The organism is Pseudohongiella spirulinae, from assembly GCF_001444425.1.
GTDB classification, from domain to species: Bacteria; Pseudomonadota; Gammaproteobacteria; order Pseudomonadales; family Pseudohongiellaceae; genus Pseudohongiella; species Pseudohongiella spirulinae.
On sequence record NZ_CP013189.1, the window covers coordinates 1,671,941 to 1,694,091 of the forward strand.

Annotated in this window: 19 protein-coding genes; 6 read left to right on the plus strand and 13 right to left on the minus strand. The window is 51.7% G+C overall.

All coding sequences use genetic code 11. The features are described from left to right. Positions 1-83: 83 nt before the first annotated feature. Positions 84-1,451, plus strand: coding sequence for a glutathione-disulfide reductase (gene gorA / locus PS2015_RS07565; protein ID WP_058021639.1), 1,368 nt, complete (start codon positions 84-86; stop codon positions 1,449-1,451). Positions 1,452-1,457: 6 nt separating this feature from the next. After that, the gene (locus PS2015_RS07570; protein WP_058021640.1) at positions 1,458-2,474 is read left to right on the plus strand and encodes a GGDEF domain-containing protein; all 1,017 of its coding nucleotides are present in this window, start codon (positions 1,458-1,460) and stop codon (positions 2,472-2,474) included. Here PS2015_RS07570 and PS2015_RS07575 read toward each other — a convergent pair. The 5 genes from PS2015_RS07575 to PS2015_RS07595 form a co-directional block, all read right to left on the minus strand. Beyond that, complete coding sequence (locus PS2015_RS07575; RefSeq protein ID WP_058021641.1) at positions 2,435-3,709, minus strand: multicopper oxidase family protein; 1,275 nt, start codon at positions 3,707-3,709, stop codon at positions 2,435-2,437. The genes PS2015_RS07570 and PS2015_RS07575 overlap by 40 nt on opposite strands. Next, on the minus strand, positions 3,702-5,045 hold the full coding sequence (locus tag PS2015_RS07580) for a TolC family protein (protein WP_058021642.1): 1,344 nt from the start codon (positions 5,043-5,045) through the stop codon (positions 3,702-3,704). The genes PS2015_RS07575 and PS2015_RS07580 overlap by 8 nt, the downstream gene beginning before the upstream one ends. A gap of 96 nt (positions 5,046-5,141) precedes the next feature. Then, positions 5,142-5,438, minus strand: coding sequence for a hypothetical protein (locus tag PS2015_RS07585; RefSeq protein WP_156412685.1), 297 nt, complete (start codon positions 5,436-5,438; stop codon positions 5,142-5,144). A 163-nt stretch (positions 5,439-5,601) separates the two neighbouring features. Then, positions 5,602-5,877: a hypothetical protein gene (locus PS2015_RS07590; RefSeq protein WP_156412686.1), complete on the minus strand. Its 276-nt coding sequence runs from the start codon at positions 5,875-5,877 to the stop codon at positions 5,602-5,604. Between the two features lie 66 nt (positions 5,878-5,943). Continuing rightward, complete coding sequence (locus PS2015_RS07595; RefSeq protein ID WP_058021645.1) at positions 5,944-6,972, minus strand: phage/plasmid replication protein, II/X family; 1,029 nt, start codon at positions 6,970-6,972, stop codon at positions 5,944-5,946. 205 nt (positions 6,973-7,177) lie between these two features. On the opposite strand from PS2015_RS07595, the gene PS2015_RS07600 reads away from it, so the two are divergent. Next, entirely contained in the window at positions 7,178-7,591 is a 414-nt protein-coding gene (locus PS2015_RS07600) for a helix-turn-helix domain-containing protein (protein ID WP_058021646.1), read from the plus strand. Positions 7,592-8,043: 452 nt separating this feature from the next. On the opposite strand, the gene PS2015_RS07605 is transcribed toward PS2015_RS07600, so the two are convergent. Both PS2015_RS07605 and PS2015_RS07610 read right to left on the minus strand, forming a co-directional pair. Beyond that, positions 8,044-8,319, minus strand: a complete 276-nt coding sequence (locus PS2015_RS07605) for a hypothetical protein (RefSeq protein WP_156412686.1) — start codon at positions 8,317-8,319, stop codon at positions 8,044-8,046. A 66-nt stretch (positions 8,320-8,385) separates the two neighbouring features. Continuing rightward, positions 8,386-9,414 (minus strand): phage/plasmid replication protein, II/X family, encoded by a 1,029-nt coding sequence (locus PS2015_RS07610; RefSeq protein ID WP_058021645.1) that lies wholly within the window; start codon positions 9,412-9,414, stop codon positions 8,386-8,388. A 205-nt stretch (positions 9,415-9,619) separates the two neighbouring features. On the opposite strand from PS2015_RS07610, the gene PS2015_RS07615 reads away from it, so the two are divergent. Then, positions 9,620-10,033: a helix-turn-helix domain-containing protein gene (locus PS2015_RS07615; protein ID WP_058021646.1), complete on the plus strand. Its 414-nt coding sequence runs from the start codon at positions 9,620-9,622 to the stop codon at positions 10,031-10,033. 449 nt (positions 10,034-10,482) lie between these two features. On the opposite strand, the gene PS2015_RS07620 is transcribed toward PS2015_RS07615, so the two are convergent. The 5 genes from PS2015_RS07620 to PS2015_RS07640 all read right to left on the minus strand — a co-directional run bounded on the left by PS2015_RS07620 (position 10,483) and on the right by PS2015_RS07640 (position 17,165). Continuing rightward, positions 10,483-11,064, minus strand: coding sequence for a protein tyrosine phosphatase family protein (locus tag PS2015_RS07620; RefSeq protein WP_058021647.1), 582 nt, complete (start codon positions 11,062-11,064; stop codon positions 10,483-10,485). 10 nt (positions 11,065-11,074) lie between these two features. Further along, entirely contained in the window at positions 11,075-14,116 is a 3,042-nt protein-coding gene (locus PS2015_RS07625; RefSeq protein WP_058021648.1) for an efflux RND transporter permease subunit, read from the minus strand. Positions 14,117-14,133: 17 nt separating this feature from the next. Next, positions 14,134-15,222, minus strand: coding sequence for an efflux RND transporter periplasmic adaptor subunit (locus PS2015_RS07630; protein ID WP_058021649.1), 1,089 nt, complete (start codon positions 15,220-15,222; stop codon positions 14,134-14,136). Continuing rightward, positions 15,219-15,767, minus strand: a complete 549-nt coding sequence (locus PS2015_RS07635) for a TetR/AcrR family transcriptional regulator (protein WP_058021650.1) — start codon at positions 15,765-15,767, stop codon at positions 15,219-15,221. The genes PS2015_RS07630 and PS2015_RS07635 overlap by 4 nt, the downstream gene beginning before the upstream one ends. A gap of 84 nt (positions 15,768-15,851) precedes the next feature. After that, entirely contained in the window at positions 15,852-17,165 is a 1,314-nt protein-coding gene (locus PS2015_RS07640; RefSeq protein ID WP_237113294.1) for a mechanosensitive ion channel family protein, read from the minus strand. A 119-nt stretch (positions 17,166-17,284) separates the two neighbouring features. On the opposite strand from PS2015_RS07640, the gene PS2015_RS07645 reads away from it, so the two are divergent. Next, a complete protein-coding gene (locus tag PS2015_RS07645) occupies positions 17,285-18,499 on the plus strand; it encodes a tyrosine-type recombinase/integrase (RefSeq protein ID WP_156412687.1) in 1,215 nt (404 codons plus the stop codon). Between the two features lie 132 nt (positions 18,500-18,631). Next, positions 18,632-20,911 carry a carboxy terminal-processing peptidase gene (locus tag PS2015_RS07650; RefSeq protein ID WP_058021653.1) on the plus strand — a complete coding sequence of 760 codons (2,280 nt, stop codon included), beginning with the start codon at positions 18,632-18,634 and terminating at the stop codon, positions 20,909-20,911. 9 nt (positions 20,912-20,920) lie between these two features. Here PS2015_RS07650 and PS2015_RS07655 read toward each other — a convergent pair whose 3' ends face one another. Beyond that, entirely contained in the window at positions 20,921-22,099 is a 1,179-nt protein-coding gene (locus PS2015_RS07655; protein ID WP_058021654.1) for a DUF3089 domain-containing protein, read from the minus strand. Between the last annotated feature and the right edge of the window lie 52 nt (positions 22,100-22,151).

Genomic DNA, 22,151 nt, shown 5'->3' on the forward strand with positions numbered 1-22,151 from the left:
TAAGATTTCCGGTCAAGAGCATGTACAATGCGAAGATTCGTGATTATGTCACATCCCAAAATTCTGTTAGCTGAAAATTGATTATGTCTGAATTCGAATACGATTTTTTTGTTATTGGTGCCGGTTCTGGCGGCGTACGGACAGCACGCACCGCCGCCGCCCTCGGAGCGCGAACAGCGGTCGCTGAAGCCCGTTTTCTGGGCGGAACATGCGTCAACGTTGGCTGCATTCCCAAAAAACTTTATACCTACGCAGCGCATATTCAGTCCGATCTCAAGGATGCAGCTTCATTTGGATGGAGTATCGCACAGGGTCAGTTTAACTGGCGGACACTCAAAACCAACAAGGATCAGGAAATAAAGCGTCTGAATGGTATCTACGAGAATCTGCTGAAAAACGCGGGGGTTGATATTATTGAGGGCAGGGCAAAGCTCGAAGGTGCCAATTCGGTTCGGGTTGGTGAGCGACTTATCACAGCCCGTCATATTGTTGTTGCTACCGGCGGTACGCCTTTTATGCCATCCATACCTGGCATTGAACTGGCAATGAACTCAGACGACTTCTTTGAATTGACTGAGCAGCCCCGACGGGTGGTGATTGTCGGTGGCGGTTTTATCGCCACAGAACTGGCCGGCGTTTTCCGGGGCCTGGGCAGTAGTGTCACCCTGATACATCGAGGAGATCTGCTACTAAAAGGCTTCGATCAGGATATCCGCCAATTTTATACTGACTGTGCCAGCCATGAGTTCGATCTGCACCTGCACTGCCAGGTCACTGGCATTAACCGTGATTCAGGGCAACAGGAACTGACATTGGATCTGAATAATGGCAGCCAGCTGACAACCGACGCCGTGCTGTTTGCTACCGGCCGCCAGCCGAATTCAGACAATCTGGGCCTGGAAGAGGCGGGGGTGCAACTCACCGATAACGGCGCTGTTGTTGTTGATGAGCACTTTCGCACCTCAGTCGGTGGTGTATATGCCATCGGAGACGTAATAGATCGTGTCGCCCTGACACCCGTTGCCCTTGCCGAAGGACAGTTGCTGGCCAATCAGCTGTTTGGTGATTCACAGAATCGTCAGATGCGTTATGATCTGATTCCCTCAGCTGTGTTCGCAACGCCACAGATTGCGACAGTCGGGCTGACTGAAGAGCAGGCGCTATCGCAGTACGCCTCAGTCAAGGTATTCACCAGCCGGTTTCGCCCGCTGAAATACACGCTGAGCAAACGTGAACATTTCACTTACATGAAGATGCTGGTCGATGCAAAAACCGACAAGGTACTGGGAGTCCACATGGCAGGTGATGACGCTGCAGAAATAGTTCAAGGCATGGCTGTTGCCTTACAGGCAGGCGCCACCAAAGCTGACTTCGATGCCACCATCGGTATTCATCCAACAGCTGCCGAGGAGTTTGTCACTATGCGAACACCCGTTGCAATTAGGGGCTAAATCAACATGCATAAATACGTGCCGATCAGCGCAGCCAAATCTCACGACCTGGAGTTTTACACTCGGGTACTGATCGCCGTTGCATTATGCGGACTCTGTGTCGGGGCACCGTTTGCCATCTACCACCTTGTATGGGGCAATCCTCTCTTCAGTATGTTGCTGACGCCGGTAATTATAATGCAGTCATTGAGCCTGTATTTGCTGCGCAAAAGAGGGTTTAACCCATGGATAGCGCTGTTTCTGGCTGTCATGCAGATGAGTGTGACCGTCATAATCCACATGCAGATGGGGCTTATAGGCAGCTACTGGATATTTGCCAGTGCGGTCGCGAACTACTATATCGTTGACCGCTATCCCGCCTTGATCATTAACGTCATTGCCTGTCTGGCAAGCGCATTACTGGCTTTTGACAGCGCCGATATCGCATTCAGATTCAGTGCTGCATTCGGCATGATTAATGTGTTTTTATTTGCATTCTCGGCTCAACTCGAGAAGAAGAATCTGGAGCTGGATCGCATGTTGACTATCGATCCACTGACCCGCGCCGGCAACCGGACTGCGCTTGAAGAAGCACTGCGTCGGGTAAAGAGTCAGTATACACGTGCTCACATTCCCGCTACCGTGATCATGTTGGATCTGGATAATTTTAAAAAAATCAACGACTCACAAGGGCATACAACCGGTGACCAAATCCTGCGCAACTTGAGTCTGCTGATTCAGTCGCGACTGCGACCAACCGACCGACTGTTTCGTTTTGGTGGCGAAGAATTCATAGTTATTACCGAAAATACCAGCATGAATCAGGCCGCCTATCTTGCTGAAGATATCCGCAAGATCATAGAAGCCGACGGTGGATTAACCATTTCTGCCGGATTGGCAGAGCTGCGGGCTGATGAGTCAACTGATGAACTCATCAACCGCGCAGATCGTGCACTTTATAAAGCCAAGTCCATGGGCCGTAACTGGGTCTGTTTTGATCCGCTTCAGGATGGCAGGTCTTCAGGAGCCGCGGTCACCGGATAAGCCTGAGTACCTTCTGGCGGCTGATACCAACCAGGATCCTGGCCGGGCGCGGCATCCATCCGGTCGCGCACTTTGATCAGGGTAAACATGCCGCCCATCTCCATGCCACCGTAGGGACCCTGGCCACCCATCATCGGCAGGGTATTCTCTGGACCATTGATATGCCCCATGTCAATGTGGCTCTGATGCTCGCTCATCCCCGTCTCTCCCATGGCCATATAACCGGGCACCAGGGCGCGCATACGCTGTACTATATCGCGCTGATTAACACCAAGAGTGTTGGGAAGGTCATGCCCCATGGCATTCATCGTGTGGTGTGACATGTGACAATGCAGCGGCCAGTCGCCCGCCACAGCAACAAACTCAAGATCTCGTGTCTGGCCAACGCCAACTATCTCTGTCACTTCTTTACGCCACTGCTGCCTGGGCCAGCGGCCGCCGTCGGAACCAGTGACATCAAACTGCACCCCGTGCATATGCATGGGATGATTCCACATAGAAAGGTTGCCGATCCTGACACGCACCCTTTCGCCGGTTTGAGCCAGCAGCGGATCTATGGCAGGGAAAACCTTGCTGTTCATCGTCCACAGATCAAATTCCGTCATCACTGCGGGGTCTGGACGATAGGTGCCTGGATGAACAGCCCAGTTGTGAAGGAGCAGGGCATAATCCCTGTCGACAGGATTCTCTTCAGCTTCCCGGGGATGAATGATAAACATACCCATCATGCCCATCGCCATTTGCAGCATTTCATCAGCATGGGGATGGTACATGTGAGTGCCGTGCTGTTTAAGATCAAACTCATAAACCCAGGTTTCACCTGGCTGAATGGCTCTTTGTGTTAATCCGGCCACACCGTCCATACCAAAAGGCAGAATCAATCCGTGCCAGTGAATGGTAGTTGGTTCCGGCAGACGATTGGTAACATAGAAGCGGACCCGATCTCCTTCCACTGCCTCGATGGTAGGGCCGGGGGTAGAACCGTTGTATCCCCATGCTTTTATCTTTGTACCCGGAGCAAACTCATGTTCAACCTCTTCGGCAATCAGGTGAAATTCTTTGACTCCATCGCGTATTCGCCAGGGCAGGGAGCGCCCATTAGGGGTGATAACTCCCTGCCGGGACGGTATCCCGGAAGCAATACCTGTGGTTTGGGCAATACCGCGATTACTGGTTAAGGCCTGACCGACCAGTCCGGCTGCACTGCCAAGCAATAACTGACGACGATTAATCATGCTGTTCTCCTTGCGCGACGGTCAATTGTCCACTGAATCGCGCAATTTCTGCGCTTGAATTCCAGAAGCTGGCGAGCAGCTCAACCCGTTGAAGTTGTCTGTCCAGTGCCATACCGCGAATCTTTAATAAATCGAAACTCCCACGAAGCATAAAATCATATTCCCGGACTGCCAGATTCAGCATCTGCTCAAGACGGGGCAGGTCAGCCTGATCAAGTTGCCGAATGCTTTTTGATGATTGTTCTCTCTGGATAAAAGCCTGTCGGAGCTGGTCACTTAGTTTATTTTCAAGTTGAGAAGCCTGCGCTTGCAGCAGTAAAGTTCGCGCGTTTAGAGCCGCAAACCGCGCCTGCCCGCGATCAAATACTACAGGTTTCAGAGATATTGCCAGGCCGTGCTTGCGCTCACCATCTGACTCGCGCTCGGTTTCAAGATGCAATCCGGGCGACATCAACGCTATTTCCTGACTAAGCTGCGCCAAATCGGCCTCTCTGAGCTTGAGTTGTGCATTCAGCAATTGCAGCTCAGGCATAGTTTGCCGGGCTGTGTCCCAGACAGTGGCAAAGTCATGTGTTTTAACGTCCGTCCGGGTATGGATTTCCGGTAATCTGTCTGGTACCTGGAAAGATGCTTCAGCTTCCAGGCCCAGCAGTGCCCGCAAACGGCTCTCGGCAGCCTCAGCATGCGCTTTTGTCTGATCGAGACGGATCCTCTGCTCGGCCAACGCAGCCTGGTAACCAAGATAGTCCAGTTCAGTCAGATTTCCGGCCTCATACATCAGTCCAGCCAGCTCGCTGGCAACTGAAGATGCCTCCGTAATCGTTTGAATTATCGAATATTTATGTCTTTCTGAGACCAGCTCAATCCACGACTGGCGGACATCCTGCAAAAACAGCGTCAGGTCCCGTAAAGCAGTCAATTGCCAAAGCTCATGGCGTGACTCCGCGACCTCCAGACGTTTACTGCGCGTCAAAATATCCACCAGGGGAATACTGATCCCGGCATCCAGCTGCCAGCGGCCACCATCTTCCGGCATCATCAAACCCAGCTCAAATTCAGGATTTGAAAGCAGCTGTTGCTGCCATAAATCTGCATCCTGAATCTGCAGTTCAGCCAGAATCTGCTGAACCCTCGGTGACAGGCTCAAAGCAAAACGCTGAGCCTGAGCAGGATCACTGAATACCTGCTCTGTATACGCTGTATCAGCAGATTCCAAAAGCACTGCCAATTGCGAGTGTCTGTCATATTGCGGAGCTTCTGAACGCATCGATGATGCTGATACACAGGCGTTCAGAAACAGGCCGCTCAGTCCAATTATCAGGAAAGTTCGTTTCATGAAAAATCCAACATTCAAATGTGTGTTACCACCGGCAATCAGATCGCTGGTGAGACAATCAGGGCAATCGCAGGCAATGCTGCGTTACATTTGAAGTCAGATCTGAGATGGCGGGCGTTGCAGGCTACGCGGGTAGCCATTACAAGTATCTTTGCCGCGCTCTGAATCAGGAGAGCTGACCAGAGCATAAACCAGTGCAGATGATGCAACCGGAGAAAGGTTTTTAATGGATGAACAGTGACTGTCACAATGATAGCAGGCTGCATTGTCAGCTGCTTCCTGGTGAGACTGAGAGGTTTCCAGCATGTCAGTACCATGGCAATCAGCCTGCGGTTCTGAATGCGTGATACCCGCGGCATGCAGCTCTGCACATTCTGCCAGAATACCTGCCATAGCTGACGCCGGCAGGCAGAATATGCAAAGAAAACACAGTAATTTGATACGGCTGATAATCATAGGTGCAGTTTGGCATAAATGCAGACAGCTGACAATTTAGCCAGCTGCCTGCCCGTACTCACTATTTCCGGTAATAAAGATTACCGGAAATAACATAACTCTATAGATCTAAATGAGTTTTGCCGTAAATCCGGTTGAATTGGCTGATAACCTCTTCCTGAATTGCATGAAGCCTTCGAAAACCCGCTGCCCATGAGTGAATTGCGCCAGTTTCGACGAGGATCGAAGCTCCTTGGCACAAATTAATCACCAGATAGACAAATTTACGCTCATAGCGCCGATTATTGAAACGGCCAATTTTGGTTTGATATTTCAGAGCCATACAGATCATGGAGTTCCATACCTGATCAGAGATTTCTCTATTAAGCTTAGGCATGACGAATCACCTGGCTAATTGACGCTGAGCAGCTCCCCCCGGCAAGCCGTGTGAATCTGCGCAGCGTCACGCTGCGCACTCTGGATATATCAGGCGCAGATCATAGGCCCACGTTGGCGTTTGAACCGGCTGAGCCTCAAGAACCCTGATCAACGGCACAACATTGGATCGATCAACAGAATCAACCGCAAGATTGATATCGACACCGAGTTCAAGCAACTCTTTCCTATGCTTGTAGAACGTAGGTTTAGAAAGGTTTTCACGAAGGTTTTCACCACTACGCCAAAGTATATAGGTGCCTTTCAGGTGGCGTGGCAGCTCGCTCAGCTTGTCTGTTGTTAGCGCTATTTGTTCGCTCATCTCGATTCTCTTCACATAGTCATTAAATATCTGATAAGGGGTCTTCATTCCCCATTCATCAGCTTGTAATAGATTGATTTTTTCGAGTTCTTTAGCTCTTAATGTCAGTTCGATGCGCAACTTGTTTTGTGCAAATTCGGCTATCGGCGTTTCGGAAAACCGATCTGGCAACTTGTGTGATTTAGGTCCGTTGATCTCCTCCCCTTTACTGTATGCCTTAATGGCCCACCTTCTGGAGTTCTTGCCCCAGTATAGGGTGCCGGCCTTGCTCGATGGTCTGCCATGACGAGTTTTGCTCTTGTACTCGGCTGCTCGAAGCCAAGAGCGGACATCAGCAGCACTGGGCAGTTCGTACATGTAGTTGATATCAATACGCGTCAGCCGATAGCCTCCCGCAGCGACCCGTTCGTATACTCGCCTATCTGGATTCAGTTTGAGCACATTGCAAACGTTGATAAATGCTCCAAACACAAGCATCCTCAAATCATCGATGCCAAATACGTTATGTCCTTGCAAAAATTTAGCAGGGTTACCGTGAAGCATAAGTTCAGATGCTCGCCCTTCCCCATTGCCGCCATGACTTCTGACTTGAATGCCGGATTCGTGCGATCCCTCAACTTGGATCCGGCATGGAGATTCCCATTCAATCTCACCCGAAGGGGCAATCTTGAGCACTGAGCCGCTGTTAAGCGGTTCATGATCGAACGGAATGATGGCTGTTACCCAGTCAATCATACTGCTTGGATTATCCCTGAAAGGTAAAAATATGAGACAAAAGGACAGTATTACTAACCCCTGTCCTCCCTCCCCCGCAAACCGTGTCAATACCACTACAGAGGAATTTTTAATTATTCGCAAAGGTAAAGTCAATCAATGATTACCAAACAGGGGTATATGATTCGCCCTACAGTGAAAGGCTAACCACAAAAAGGGGGAAATTATGTCTTTCGGGGAGAACCTAAGAAGACTCAGAAGGGAAAAGAATCTGACACAGGCAGAGCTGGCAGATATGACAGGGATCAAACACGGCCACATCTCAACCATGGAGACAAGTGACAGTGCTGACCCGAAACTCTCGACGGTCTACAAGCTACTAAACGCGCTGGAGTGCTCACCAAACAGTCTTTTACAGGATCAGGCCACCATTGGGCTGTCAGGGCTTATGGCTACCACCCTGGAGCGTGCCGCTTTGCTGGATGATCACAGCCAGGCTGTGCTGATTGATGTAATAGACCACTATTGCATGGCAAAAAGCGCACAAGCCATGCTGAACACAGAGAAAGGCCGGATATTGCCGAAGATCGTCTGGTCTGCAGGTAATTTTGATCCAGTACTCAAGAAAAATACAGACTGAGAGGCCCCCTGTGCGGAGCCTTGACGACAAGGCAAAAAACAGCCAGTCAATCATGACGTCGTATTTGTCTCATTTTGAGAATTTGGTGCGGTATCACTAGCACCGCACCATCGGGACATCAGAAAACCGCCCTCTATGCCGGGCGGGCAAACCCCCAAGTTACTCTATAGTAACTTGGGGGTCACAGTTAAAGGCACAGCAGACCCGGCAGGTAATTTGCGAAAAACCGACTGACAGGTCTGGCAGAGGCTTTCCAGTGCAGGATTTTGAACTGGAAGAACATCAAGCGTTGCGAAGTGGCACCCGCACAAGGACTCAAACTTAAACGCTGGCCCGGGGGGATTTTTAGACCCACCTATATGGATCCGGCCTCTTTTATCATTCCAGCCCTTAAAGTAAATAATATCGGCAACCTATTGTTAATAATAAAGATTACCGGAAATAACATAACTCTATAGATCTAAATGAGTTTTGCCGTAAATCCGGTTGAATTGGCTGATAACCTCTTCCTGAATTGCATGAAGCCTTCGAAAACCCGCTGCCCATGAGTGAATTGCGCCAGTTTCGACGAGGATCGAAGCTCCTTGGCACAAATTAATCACCAGATAGACAAATTTACGCTCATAGCGCCGATTATTGAAACGGCCAATTTTGGTTTGATATTTCAGAGCCATACAGATCATGGAGTTCCATACCTGATCAGAGATTTCTCTATTAAGCTTAGGCATGACGAATCACCTGGCTAATTGACGCTGAGCAGCTCCCCCCGGCAAGCCGTGTGAATCTGCGCAGCGTCACGCTGCGCACTCTGGATATATCAGGCGCAGATCATAGGCCCACGTTGGCGTTTGAACCGGCTGAGCCTCAAGAACCCTGATCAACGGCACAACATTGGATCGATCAACAGAATCAACCGCAAGATTGATATCGACACCGAGTTCAAGCAACTCTTTCCTATGCTTGTAGAACGTAGGTTTAGAAAGGTTTTCACGAAGGTTTTCACCACTACGCCAAAGTATATAGGTGCCTTTCAGGTGGCGTGGCAGCTCGCTCAGCTTGTCTGTTGTTAGCGCTATTTGTTCGCTCATCTCGATTCTCTTCACATAGTCATTAAATATCTGATAAGGGGTCTTCATTCCCCATTCATCAGCTTGTAATAGATTGATTTTTTCGAGTTCTTTAGCTCTTAATGTCAGTTCGATGCGCAACTTGTTTTGTGCAAATTCGGCTATCGGCGTTTCGGAAAACCGATCTGGCAACTTGTGTGATTTAGGTCCGTTGATCTCCTCCCCTTTACTGTATGCCTTAATGGCCCACCTTCTGGAGTTCTTGCCCCAGTATAGGGTGCCGGCCTTGCTCGATGGTCTGCCATGACGAGTTTTGCTCTTGTACTCGGCTGCTCGAAGCCAAGAGCGGACATCAGCAGCACTGGGCAGTTCGTACATGTAGTTGATATCAATACGCGTCAGCCGATAGCCTCCCGCAGCGACCCGTTCGTATACTCGCCTATCTGGATTCAGTTTGAGCACATTGCAAACGTTGATAAATGCTCCAAACACAAGCATCCTCAAATCATCGATGCCAAATACGTTATGTCCTTGCAAAAATTTAGCAGGGTTACCGTGAAGCATAAGTTCAGATGCTCGCCCTTCCCCATTGCCGCCATGACTTCTGACTTGAATGCCGGATTCGTGCGATCCCTCAACTTGGATCCGGCATGGAGATTCCCATTCAATCTCACCCGAAGGGGCAATCTTGAGCACTGAGCCGCTGTTAAGCGGTTCATGATCGAACGGAATGATGGCTGTTACCCAGTCAATCATACTGCTTGGATTATCCCTGAAAGGTAAAAATATGAGACAAAAGGACAGTATTACTAACCCCTGTCCTCCCTCCCCCGCAAACCGTGTCAATACCACTACAGAGGAATTTTTAATTATTCGCAAAGGTAAAGTCAATCAATGATTACCAAACAGGGGTATATGATTCGCCCTACAGTGAAAGGCTAACCACAAAAAGGGGGAAATTATGTCTTTCGGGGAGAACCTAAGAAGACTCAGAAGGGAAAAGAATCTGACACAGGCAGAGCTGGCAGATATGACAGGGATCAAACACGGCCACATCTCAACCATGGAGACAAGTGACAGTGCTGACCCGAAACTCTCGACGGTCTACAAGCTACTAAACGCGCTGGAGTGCTCACCAAACAGTCTTTTACAGGATCAGGCCACCATTGGGCTGTCAGGGCTTATGGCTACCACCCTGGAGCGTGCCGCTTTGCTGGATGATCACAGCCAGGCTGTGCTGATTGATGTAATAGACCACTATTGCATGGCAAAAAGCGCACAAGCCATGCTGAACACAGAGAAAGGCCGGATATTGCCGAAGATCGTCTGGTCTGCAGGTAATTTTGATCCAGTACTCAAGAAAAATACAGACTGAGAGGCCCCCTGTGCGGAGCCTTGACGACAAGGCAAAAAACAGCCAGTCAATCATGACGTCGTATTTGTCTCATTTTGAGAATTTGGTGCGGTATCACTAGCACCGCACCATCGGGACATCAGAAAACCGCCCTCTATGCCGGGCGGGCAAACCCCCAAGTTACTCTATAGTAACTTGGGGGTCACAGTTAAAGGCACAGCAGACCCGGCAGGTAATTTGCGAAAAACCGACTGACAGGTCTGGCAGAGGCTTTCCAGTGCAGGATTTTGAACTGGAAGAACATCAAGCGTTGCGAAGTGGCACCCGCACAAGGACTCAAACTTAAACGCTGGCCCGGGGGGATTTTTAGACCCACCTATATGGATCCGGCCTCTTTTATCATTCCAGCCCTTAAAGTAAATAATATCGGCAACCTATTGTTAATAATAAAGATTACCGGAAATAGTAGATCAATTACCCAGGTTCGATGGTGTCCAGTCACACCCTTCGCATTCCGGTGAAATATTGTTTTCAGCCAGAAGCTGGAAAATAAGATCACGCCAGGTTTCATTGGGCTGCCACACTGAATTCATATCAGCTTTGGCCGCTGCCACAGGCACATCTTCATAAATCACACGATAAAGGAAGCTGAACGCCGTCGCCCGGGCATTGACCTGGCAATGCAGCAAGGTCTTCTGATCAGGACTGCGCTGCATGGCATCGGCGAATGTATAAAAATCACGCGCCGTCGGATTATTCCAGTCCACCGGGATGTGCACATAGTCCATGCCCAGACTTTTCACGACCTGATCGGCATTGGGTACAGCATTCTGATTATTGCTGAATGCGATATAAATCACGCGCTCGAAGCCTGCATCACGTATCTGCGAAAACTGTTCAATGCTGGGCTGGCCTGCACTGGCAAAATTATCACTATACTGACGAAAATTGAGAACGTCAGACAATGTCGCTTCCTGTGCCTGAGTGCTGACTGCAGCCAGACCGCTACTAACACAAAGCACAAGCGCTGCACTTATTCTTTTATAATTCATAGACATAAAATTACCCGCTAAATTTTATTCTGAACAGCAATGCATATAGAACCGGCACTGCCACCAGGGTTAATACGGATGCAAATGCCAATCCGCCCATTATAGTGACTGCCATGCTGGCAAAAAACGCATCTCCCAACAGTGGAATCATACCCAATATTGTGGTCGCTGCGGCAAGAAAAACCGGTCGAAGACGGCTTACCGAGGCATCAATAATAGCCGGGGCACCTGCTTTGCCTTCACGCAGTTGCTCGTCAATTTCATCCACCAGCACGATCGCGTTTTTCATAAGCATACCCGAAAGACTCAGGAAGCCCAGCAAGGCAGTAAAACTGAACGGCAAATCGCTTAGCAGCAATCCGGCCACCACACCCACCAATGACATCGGCACAACAAGCCAGATAATCAATGGCTGGCGAACCTTGCCAAAAATCAGGACCGAAATGATGAGCATGACAACAAAGCTTAGCGGTAATTGAGCGCCCAGCGATTGTTGCGCTTCCGCCGAGGCCTCAAACTCACCACCCCAGCTCATGGAGTACCCTGGCGGTAACGGGATTGCTTCAACAGCGCTACGAATTTCGCGCAGGACTTCATCGGCGGTTGCGCCAGGGCGAGGCTCTGCCTGCACGGTAATCGTGCGCGCCCTGTCCCGTCGCATGATCAGCGTGTCTTCTGCCTGCGTTGCAAACTGATCCACAACCTGAGTAATTGGTACGTAACGCTGCTCGCCGGCACTCCAGATCAGACGCTCCTGAATTCGCTCAACATTGAGCCGTTCTGCATCAGGCGGGCGAATAATAATCGGTATCTGCTCATCAGATTCACGGTATGTACCTGCCTGTACACCTGTTGTGGCAAATTCCAGTGTCTGAGCCAGCTCGCTGCGCGCCACACCAGCTATACGGGCGCGTTCTTCATTGAATTGTGGTGCGATGATCAGTTCCCGCTGGTACCAGTTATGGCGCAGGTCGATCAGTTTGTCGTTGGCAGCAAACACTTCCAGAACCTGATCAGCCAGGCGACGCAGCTCGCGAGGATCCTCACCAGCGAACCGGGCCTCAATCTTTGCGCCTCCGCCGGGTCCGAAAACGATACGTCGCGTCTGTATATCGGCGGCTGGATAACTTGCCCCCAATTCCAGCCTCAAACGCTCCGCCAGAGCATCAATCCGGGAACGGTCCTGTGTACGGATGATCATTTGTGCATAAGCGCTGTCGGGTTGCTGCGGTTCATAAGTCAGCATGAAGCGTGATGCACCCTGCCCGATGAAACTGGCAACACTCTCGACCCCAGGCAAGCTCATTACATATTCATCAATCTGCTCTATGTCGCGAGCAACTGCCCGAATATCGCTACCCTGCGCAAGGCGGTAATCCACAAAGAACATCGGCGTATTGGAGTCAGGAAAGAAAGCCTGCTTGACAAAGCCAAAGCTCCAAAAGCTGACAACGGTAATCAGAATCAGCCCGCTGACGGTTAGTGTCCGGGCTCTCAAGCCGCCCTGCAATACCTGTCGATATAACTGATAAAACAAACCCTTATAAGGGTCTTCTCCTGCCGTGCCGCCTCTTACTTTAAGCAGGTATTCGCCAAACAGGGGAGTGACAGTTACCGCCAGCACCCAGCTCAGCAGCAGCGACATGCCGATTACCGCAAACAGCGAGAACAGGAACTCACCGGTTGTATCCTGTGACAGACCGATACCGGAAAATGCCATAATGCCAATTAAAGTGGCCCCCAGCAGCGGCCATTGAGTGCGGGCCGCGGCATCACTGGCGGCCTTGTGAGCTTTCATGCCGCGTTGCATATTAATGAGCATACCTTCGGCTATCACGATGGCATTATCCACCAGCATACCCATGGCAATGATCAGCGCACCCAGGGAAATACGTTCCATCTCGATATTGAAGATACGCATCATGAAGACCGTGCCGAGCACTGTCAGCAGCAATGTCAGTCCCACAACAAGTCCAACTCGCCAGCCCATGAACAGGCACAGCACACCGATCACAATGGCCACAGAGGTCGCCAGATTAACGATGAAATCGTTGATCGCCTCATCCACCACTTCGTGTTGTTCATAAATTGGATGCAGCTCAACACCCAGTGGTATTTGTTCGCGCAGATCGTCAAGTGCGCGGCTGACCGCCCTGCCCACTTCTACGATATTGGCATCGGCAACGCCGGCTACAGCCAGCGTGAATGCGCGCTCACCATCGTAGCGAATCTCATGATCCGGAATTTCTACGGCCTCGCGACTAACCGTGGCCATATCCACCAGGCTTATCTGCTCGGTACTGCCCGCCCGCCCTATACGCAAGGCTTCAATATTGGCAACACTGTCCAGACCCGGCTCATTACTGATGCGTACATTGAGATCTCCGATTCTGGCCGCCCCGGCACTTTGCACCGCGTTCTCTGACTGAATGCTGCTGATCACCTGAGACAGCGGCAAACCTGAACTGATCAGTTTTTCATTGGGTAGATCAACGTAAATGGCCTCTTCCGGCAAGCCGCGAATTTCAATTTTTGCCACCCCGTCAACGGTCAACAGCTGGCGGCGCAGAAAGCGCGCGATATCCCTTATCTCGCGAATACTGAATCCGTCAGCGGTTACGGCGTAGAAAATACCAAAAACATCGCTGAAGTCATCATTCACCATCGTCGGGCCGGCACCTTCAGGAAGATTTCGTTGAAAATCGCCTACTTTTCGCCGCAGTTCATCCCATATTTGCGGTATTTGTTGTCCGGTATAGGTGTCCTGGATTTCAACGGTAATTTCGGATCGACCGGGTACTGACTTGGAGGTGATGCGTTTGAGTTGTCCCAGCTGCTGAATAGCGGATTCGAGATGTTCGGTCACCTCCTGTTCAACCTCAATCGCCGAAGCTCCCGGATAAGGTGTGACTACAACAGCCTGTTTAAGCGTGAACGCCGGATCCTCCAAACGACCGACGGTGTTAATTCCCCACCAACCGCCTAGCACCAGAATGATTATCAAAAGCCAGGTATTAACTGGCTTATCAATGGCATAACGAGCAAAATCCATGTCTGTTGACCTTTTTTTCAGCGCTCTGATCGGTAAGGTGTAACACGCATCTGCGGTCGCAACAGGTGTGCACCGGCAGTGACAATCTGCTCACCTGGCTGCAACCCGGACTCGATCAGAACGCGCTGCGAACCCAGTGCGCCGGTGAGCACCCGACGGGGGTTAACCTGCTGCGTCGCAGGGTCATAAATCCAGACACGAAAAGATCCATCTGCCTCAGTATCAAGCGCTGATGCCGGCACGGTTATTGATGCCGGCAGCGAACCAGCCCGGGACTTGACTGTGACTGTCGCGGTCATACCAGGCAGCAGCTGGGGCGCCTCTGCACGAGGCAATCCAAAACTGATCTGGTAGGTCTGGGTCACCGGGTCAGCCTCTGTCGCATGTTCGCGATAGGACAAAGTAAAGGTTTTGCCCGGATAAGCAGCGACTTCTGCAGTCACATCAAAGCGCTCAGGCGTCTGAAGCATGCTCATCAGCGTTTCAGGTACGGCAATATGAACACGCAATTCAGTAACATCCTGGACTCGCACCACACGGGCTCCAGCCTGCACCTGGGTAAAAGCATCCACCAGCCGCCGCGTGACCAGGGCATCAAAAGGCGCTTCGATCGATGCATAACCCAGATTACGCTGTGCCGCATCCAGCGCCAGTCGACGCATTTCCAGGTCAGCCAGACTCCTGTCATAGCTCGCCTGCGGGATGGCACCCCGCTCCAGCATCTGACTGCTTCGATCATGGTCAAGCTCAGCCAGATCAAGAGCGACCTGAGCTTCACGAACAGCTCTGTCATAGTCCGCTTTGTCCAGTTCGGCCATCAGACCGCCAGCGGGTACGATGGCTCCCTGTTGAACCGGCATATTCAGAATACGTCCGCCCACCTGAAAAGACAGATCAACGGTTCTTAACGCATCAACCCGGCCAACAAAACGGCGCTGCCCCTCTGACGGACCTGTGCCTACAGTTTCCAGGCGAACGGTTCGCAAACCTTCATCGGGCTGCTGTTCGGCAGTCGATTCCTGGCAGGCTGACAACTGCACAACCAGCAACAACAGGGTGAGCAAACTGCCTGCACGGCACAGTTGATTTCTCATGATACTGCTCATGATACTTCTCCGGAAATTTCAAAAAGACGTTGAAACAATTTGTTTTTTTCAGACTTGCTGTAAGGAGCGATATTCAGAATGTCATGAAACATCAAGCCTTCGGCTGCAAGCCACAAAAGCACCGCCAATTGCGGGTCTGAGGATTCGTTAGTCAGCCGCTCGTAATGAGCCGCCAGGGCCTCGCGAACCGGCGCCAACAGCTCAGGCTGCTGAGATGCGGCGGCCAGCAAGGATAAGTAAACTTCAGGATCGGCCATTTGATGACAGGCCATAGAACGCAGTATTGCTTTCAGACAACGATTCGGCTCATCACCAAGCATGCGCTCTTCTGTCGCCAGAATCTGCTGGTGCTGCTCCAGCAGGCGATCCAGCATGGCGGCCAGCAGGGCATCTTTGTTGGGGAAGTTGTACAACAGCCCGCCTTTGCTCATGCCGCATTCGCAGGCCACTTTGTCGAGGGTGAGATTACCTGCGCCCACTTTGCCTGCGACCCGCTGTGCCGCATCCAGGATGTTGTCACGAGATTTATGACGTGATTCGCTCATCAGTTTACCGTCTGGTTGGTACAAAGAATGAGCGCAATTTTAGGGTAACGTGTTACCTATAGCAACACTAATGCGGAAAATAAACTATTCAGGTCGCTTCAGATTGCCCAGAACATCGGCGGAGGCGCTTCTGATATGCAGATCCCGCTGCGGATATGGAATAGTAATGTCGGCTTGCTTGAACGCCCGCCAGATCGCCAGGTTGACATCAGACTTGACCGGAGCAAAGCCGTTGTTCGCATCGGCAATCCACACCCGCAACTGGAGCTCAATACCGCTGTCTGCAAATTGGGTAAGCCTTACGGAGGGAGGGGGTTCCGCTAAGACTCTGGGCGAGGCTTTGGCACACTCCAGCATAAGCGCCATTGCCTCTTCCGGGTCATCGTCGTAGCTTATTTGCACAGCAATTGTCAGGCGCACATTGGGATCAGCATAACTCCAGTTGATTACCTCGGAAGTAATCAGATTCTCGTTCGGTATAAGGGTGTCCACCCCTTCTCGGTTACGAACCACGATGTAACGCGCATTCAGTTCCTGTACCCAGCCAAACTTGTCACCGACCGTAATGACATCACCCGGCTTGATGGAGCGATCGAGCACCAGAATAAAACCGCTTATAAAATTGGAGGCAATGCGCTGCAGACCAAACCCCAGACCAACCCCCAATGCCCCGCCAAAAATGGCTAATGAACTCAGATTGATGCCAACCGCATTCAAAGCCAGGAGAAATGCCAGCGTTATCAACAGGAAACGGCTGAATTTGCTCACCCCCACTTTAAAGCTGGGCGTCACCCCCGGCATGCGCTGGACCTGCCGATTTACCACCTCAGCCAGCCACAACGCGACAATGAAGGCAAAAGCCACAATTAGCAGCAAGTTGAGCGCCGATAATACAGACACACGTGACTCGCCAAGGGTAATGGCGATGCTATCAAGCATGGCCAGTACAGGATTCAACCAACCCAGCAAATGAAAAATAACCACCAGCCAGATAGAAATTGCCAGAATGTTTTCAGAAGAGCGCAACAACGCATTTTGCGTAAATGCCTTGCGCATCAGGTAAACGCTGAATCTCACCACGGCCAAAGCAGTCAACACAGGAGAAGCAACATCCAGCACGACAGAAGGCAGCTCGTATCGATGCAGTACTGCCCTGGCCGGCAGCACCAGCGCTAAAGCCACCAGCGGCCACAACAGGCGCTGCAGACTTCTTACAGCAATATGCCGCAGTCCGATACTGGATTCGCTGCGCGCCTGCAGCAACTGCTGGAGACGCCTATTGACAATGGCTGACACCGCCACTGCGGTTGCCAGGGCCAATATCTGCCACCAATAGTCCGTGGTGCGCACATTTTCGAGCAGACTTTGCATCAGTGACTGAATATTTTCTGGCATCATGGCTTTCCATCTCAAGCTTATGAGAATAGCATAACCGCAAACGTAGTCGAATGGTAAGCTACTCAAGTTAGCATTCACTTACAAATATAAAATTCAAAAAGATATAAGCAATTATTAATGTGAAAAATTATTCCAAGAAAGCGCCGGCTGCGTTGTTTGACACCCTGGAAAACCTGCCCAACCCTTTTCGCACGCCCGCGCGGCTTCCCTTCGCCCTATCGGAAAGATCACCGTCTGGTGCCGATAAAGACTACCAATTCGCCTGTGAATTTCTTTACAGCTACCGAGGAAGCCCCGATACATTCGCGTCCTATAGACGCGAGCTGGAGCACTTTCTGCAATGGCTTTGGCTGGTAGCCGAAAAAAATCTGCCCAAGGTTGAGCGTGACGACATTGAAGCCTATGCCGAATTCGCCAGACAGCCTCCTCAAAACTGGATAGGTTCTCGTCAGGTGCCGCGATTTATCGAGCAGGACGGTGAACGCCAATGCAATCCCGACTGGCGTCCTTATCTCGCCCCGGCCGGCAAGGAATACAGTCTTTCCCAATCAGCATTACAGGCCCTGTTTGCGGTACTGGGTAGTTTTTTCAATTACCTGGTGCAGGAAAATTTTGTATCGGCCAACCCCATTGCACGCCTGCGACAGAAAGGCAAATTTTTGCGCAAACGCCAGGCTCAGAACAAAATCCGTCGGCTTTCTCCTTTGCAATGGGATGTTGTCATTGAAACAGCCGAGGAAATGGCGGAGGAAGACCCGGTCACGCACGAACGCACCCTCTTCATCATGTGCGCGCTTTATGGCATGTACCTGCGCATCTCGGAACTGACGGAAACAGAGCGCTGGATTCCGCAAATGGGACATTTTCAGCGCGACCTTGAAGGAAACTGGTGGTTTCTCACCGTTGGCAAAGGCAACAAAGAGCGAGAAATTTCGGTCAGCGATGACATGCTGAATGCTCTGCGCCGTTATCGGCAGTCCCGGCAGATGACGCCTTTACCGTCACCCGGCGAGTCAGCACCGCTGATTCACAAGACTCGCGGCAAAGGCGGCATCACCAGTACGCGGCAAATTCGGGGCATTGTGCAAAAATGTTTTGATCGGGCTGAAGCAAAGTTGCGCCAGGAAGGGTCTATAGATGAGGCGCAACGGCTGTCTGAAGCGACGGTACACTGGCTTCGACATACGGGCATTTCGGAAGATGTGAAATATCGCCCCCGGGAACACGTGCGTGATGACGCCGGCCATGGTTCAAGTGCCATCACCGACCGCTATATTGATGTTGAGCGAACCGAACGGCATGCGAGCGCCCGCAACAAGCGCGTAAAGCCCTGAAACGCTCGCAAAATGAGTCGAAAAGTATCAGCTGCTGGTGCCGTGACGTTTAATTACATGGCCCGCCTTGACAGAAACGGGCCAATCGTAATATCAAGGTGAGCATAAACGTATTAAGTAAGGCGAGGTAAGATGTTGAACACTGTAGCGAGCGATGTGATCAGAAGTTCACTCCGACACACATGGCACACGGGTACCCGTCTGCTAAAAGTTCTGACCTTTGCCAGCCTGCTGCCCATGGCCGCAGCCGTTGCCCAGGAACCAGGCACCCCCGACATCGTCCTGCCCGACGAACTGAATATTGAAGCACTGTATGAGCAGATGGCGCCGCAGGTTATCTACGGTCGCACCGCCATCGAATTACTCCGTGAGCTGGAAACCAAACATTATTCAACTGTCAGTTTTGACAATCAATTTGCCGAGAGAGTGTTCGACAATTTCCTGGACGGCCTGGACAGCCAGAAACTCTACTTCCTGCAGGAAGATATAGACGCACTGATCGGCTATCGGGAAACCCTTGATGACGCCCTGAAAAATGGCAACCTGCAGCCTGCCTACGATATCTACAACATTTATCACAAACGGGTTCTGGAAAGACTTGTCTGGACAGTCAACTTTGTCGAAAAAGAGCTGGCCGGCCTGGATTTCACGATTGACGAATACCTGGAAATTGATCGCGACGAAGCACCATGGGCAAGCACTCCGGAGCAACTCGATGATCTATGGCGTCAACGAATCAAAAACAGCGCGCTGAGCCTGACGCTGACCGGCATGGAACCCGACCTGATCGAAGAACGGTTGAGCAAACGCTATCGTAATCAGTTGAGCCAGGTCGCCAAGACCAACGACCGCGACGTATTCCAGGCTTTTCTGGCCACCGTTGCGCGCACCGTTGATCCGCATACCAGCTACTTCTCGCCGCGGGACTCAGAAAACTTCAATATGGGACTGCGTGGGTCTCTGCAGGGAATCGGCGCACAACTGACTTCAGAAGATGAATACACCAAGGTTGCCGAACTCATAAAAGGCGGCCCCGCTGAACAGGCTGGCGAACTGCGTGCCGGAGACCGCATCATCGGCATAGGCCAGGGTGAAGACGGCGAAATGCAGGACGTTATTGGCTTGCGGCTCGATGACGTAGTGGACCAGATTCGCGGTGAAAAAGGCACTCTGGTGCGGCTGAGTGTGATTCCGGCCGAAGCGACCAGTGAAGCCGCCGCCCGCGAAATACGAATTGTCCGTGACACCGTTGAGCTGTCTGAACAGTTTGCCCGCAGTGAAATCATTGAAGTTGAGGTCGAAGCTGATGTTTACCAGGTAGGTGTGATCACCCTGCCCTCGTTCTACTTTGATTTCGAAGCCGCCGCGGCCGGACTGCCCAACTATCGCAGCTCTGCCCGCGACGTGCGCGCACTGCTCGAGGAACTCAAACAGGATGGCGTCGAGGCAGTGGTTGTCGACCTGCGCTACAACGGGGGTGGATCCCTGAACGAAGCCAATGAGTTGGTGGGACTGTTTATCGATACCGGTCCCACTGTACAGATTCGCTACTCAGGTCAGCGTAATGGTTTTGTGCGCTCATATGGCGATGCCGACCAGGAAATTGTCTATGACGGCCCGCTCGCCGTGCTGGTCAACCGCGCCAGTGCATCGGCATCAGAAATTTTCGCCGGAGCAATTCAGGACTATCAACGAGGCATAGTGCTGGGCGGCCAGACATTCGGCAAAGGCACTGTGCAGGAAATCATCCCGATGAACTATGGTCAGGTAAAATTGACCCGCTCCAAGTTCTACCGTATCTCCGGTGCGAGCACACAGCATCGTGGCGTATTGCCAGACATCGAGTTTCCGGATCGCTATCAGGCGATAGAAACCATGGGTGAAAGTAATCTGGATGGCGCCCTGCCCTGGGATACTGTGCGCCCCGTTGAATATCGCAACTATCTGCCACTGCGTGAAATACTGCCCGAACTGCAGGCCCGTCACCAGGAACGCGCTGCTGAAGACCCTGATTTTGTCTACCTCAACGACGCTGTGCAGCGCATGATCGAGGTTCGTCAGCGTACTTCAATTCCACTTAACAAGGATTTGCTGAAAGCTCAGCGTGAAGCTGACCGCCGTGCCGAGTTCGAGGCTAACAACCAGCGCCTGCAGGCCAAGGGTCTGCCGCTGGAGGTCTGGAAGGATGAGGAAGAACTCGCGGCCGAAGAAGAGAATGCAGAAAGTGCAGAAATAGCCGCCAACGATACTGAGAACGAAGAAGAAGCGCAGGAAGAGGATGATCCCTTGCTGCAGGAAAGCGGTCGCATTCTGGTCGACATGGCGCAGTTGCTGGGCCGCCCAATGACTGCAGCTTATCAATCAGATAATCTGCGGGCAGCCCAGGTTGAGATTGACCGATCTGCGCAGTAAGCGACCGGCTTAGCGCCTGGAGTAGGCCTGCGCCTGCCGCTTGACGATAGTTTCCAGATCGCCCATGGCCACGTTGGCGTCGATCAGATGCAAACCCCAGCCAGCGTTGACAGTGCCATCCGGATTCATCACATCCCCGGCAATTACGTCGGTCCGGTTATCATCCGGATCGGCGTTCACCGTAATTTCCAGGTAACTAAAGCCGTTTCGGCTAACACACTCGCCGCTCAATAACCCCGGCACTGACACAAAAGGTGTATGAATGGCTGTTCCGTTAGTCGTCCAGGGTGACGGCCCGGTTGACGAAAAACCCTCGGCAGCGGCATTACTTAAATAGGCATGCAAATCATTGCTGCCCTTCGCCAGTTGTGCTGGATTAGTGCAGGCGGCTACCGTTCCCTGTCCACCACGACCAAACAAAGCGCTCGGCGGCGGCGGTACGTCAGAACGGAAAGAGGCGTAGGCAATTACACAACCCAACTGATCCCCCCGCTCACACAGCGGCAGTTCTTTAAAGGTACCGCCGACCAGCTCACCTTCTGGTACCTGCACATTGCTGCCTAGAATCATCGCAGAAATAATCTGCTCCTGAACAGGGCTGCCCTCGACCTCATTGGCTATCAGGCGACTAAGCACGCCCGCGCCTTGTGAGTGTCCGATTAACACGACCCCACGGCCGTCGTTATGGTTTTCAAGGTAGTAATTCCAGGCATTAAGCACATCGTTGTAGCCGAGCTCCCGGTCCGGCGTCAGATTGCCCTGCCCGCTCATACCAGCGCGCAGCGCCGTCAGCGTGATCTGTCGGTAAAGCGGCGCAAAGGTCCTGCACTGCGAGCCGAGTCTTGCAAACTGGCTACGTACCACATTGAACTCTTCGGGACCGGCGATCATGTCACTATTGGCGGTGGCATCCTGAGACACTGTGGGATACACATAAAAACAATCCACAGGTGCCAAGGGATTATCCGACCAGGGTTCCAGGCGTGTCTGACCATCTGCATTAACTATTGTCGTACTCATATCTACCGCACAGGCTCGCGGATTATCTGGCCGACATAACCAGTTCGACGCCTGACTGTAATCAACCGCCTCTGAATTTGTTTGTGCTGCAAGCTGAGATGAGAGCGTACCCAGTACGCAGCTGATACCCAGATACAGGGCACGGCGCGACGTTTGACTGAATTTCATACCTGAAACCTCCGTTACTGTCCTGTGGCTCTGTGAAACAAGCGATAAATGA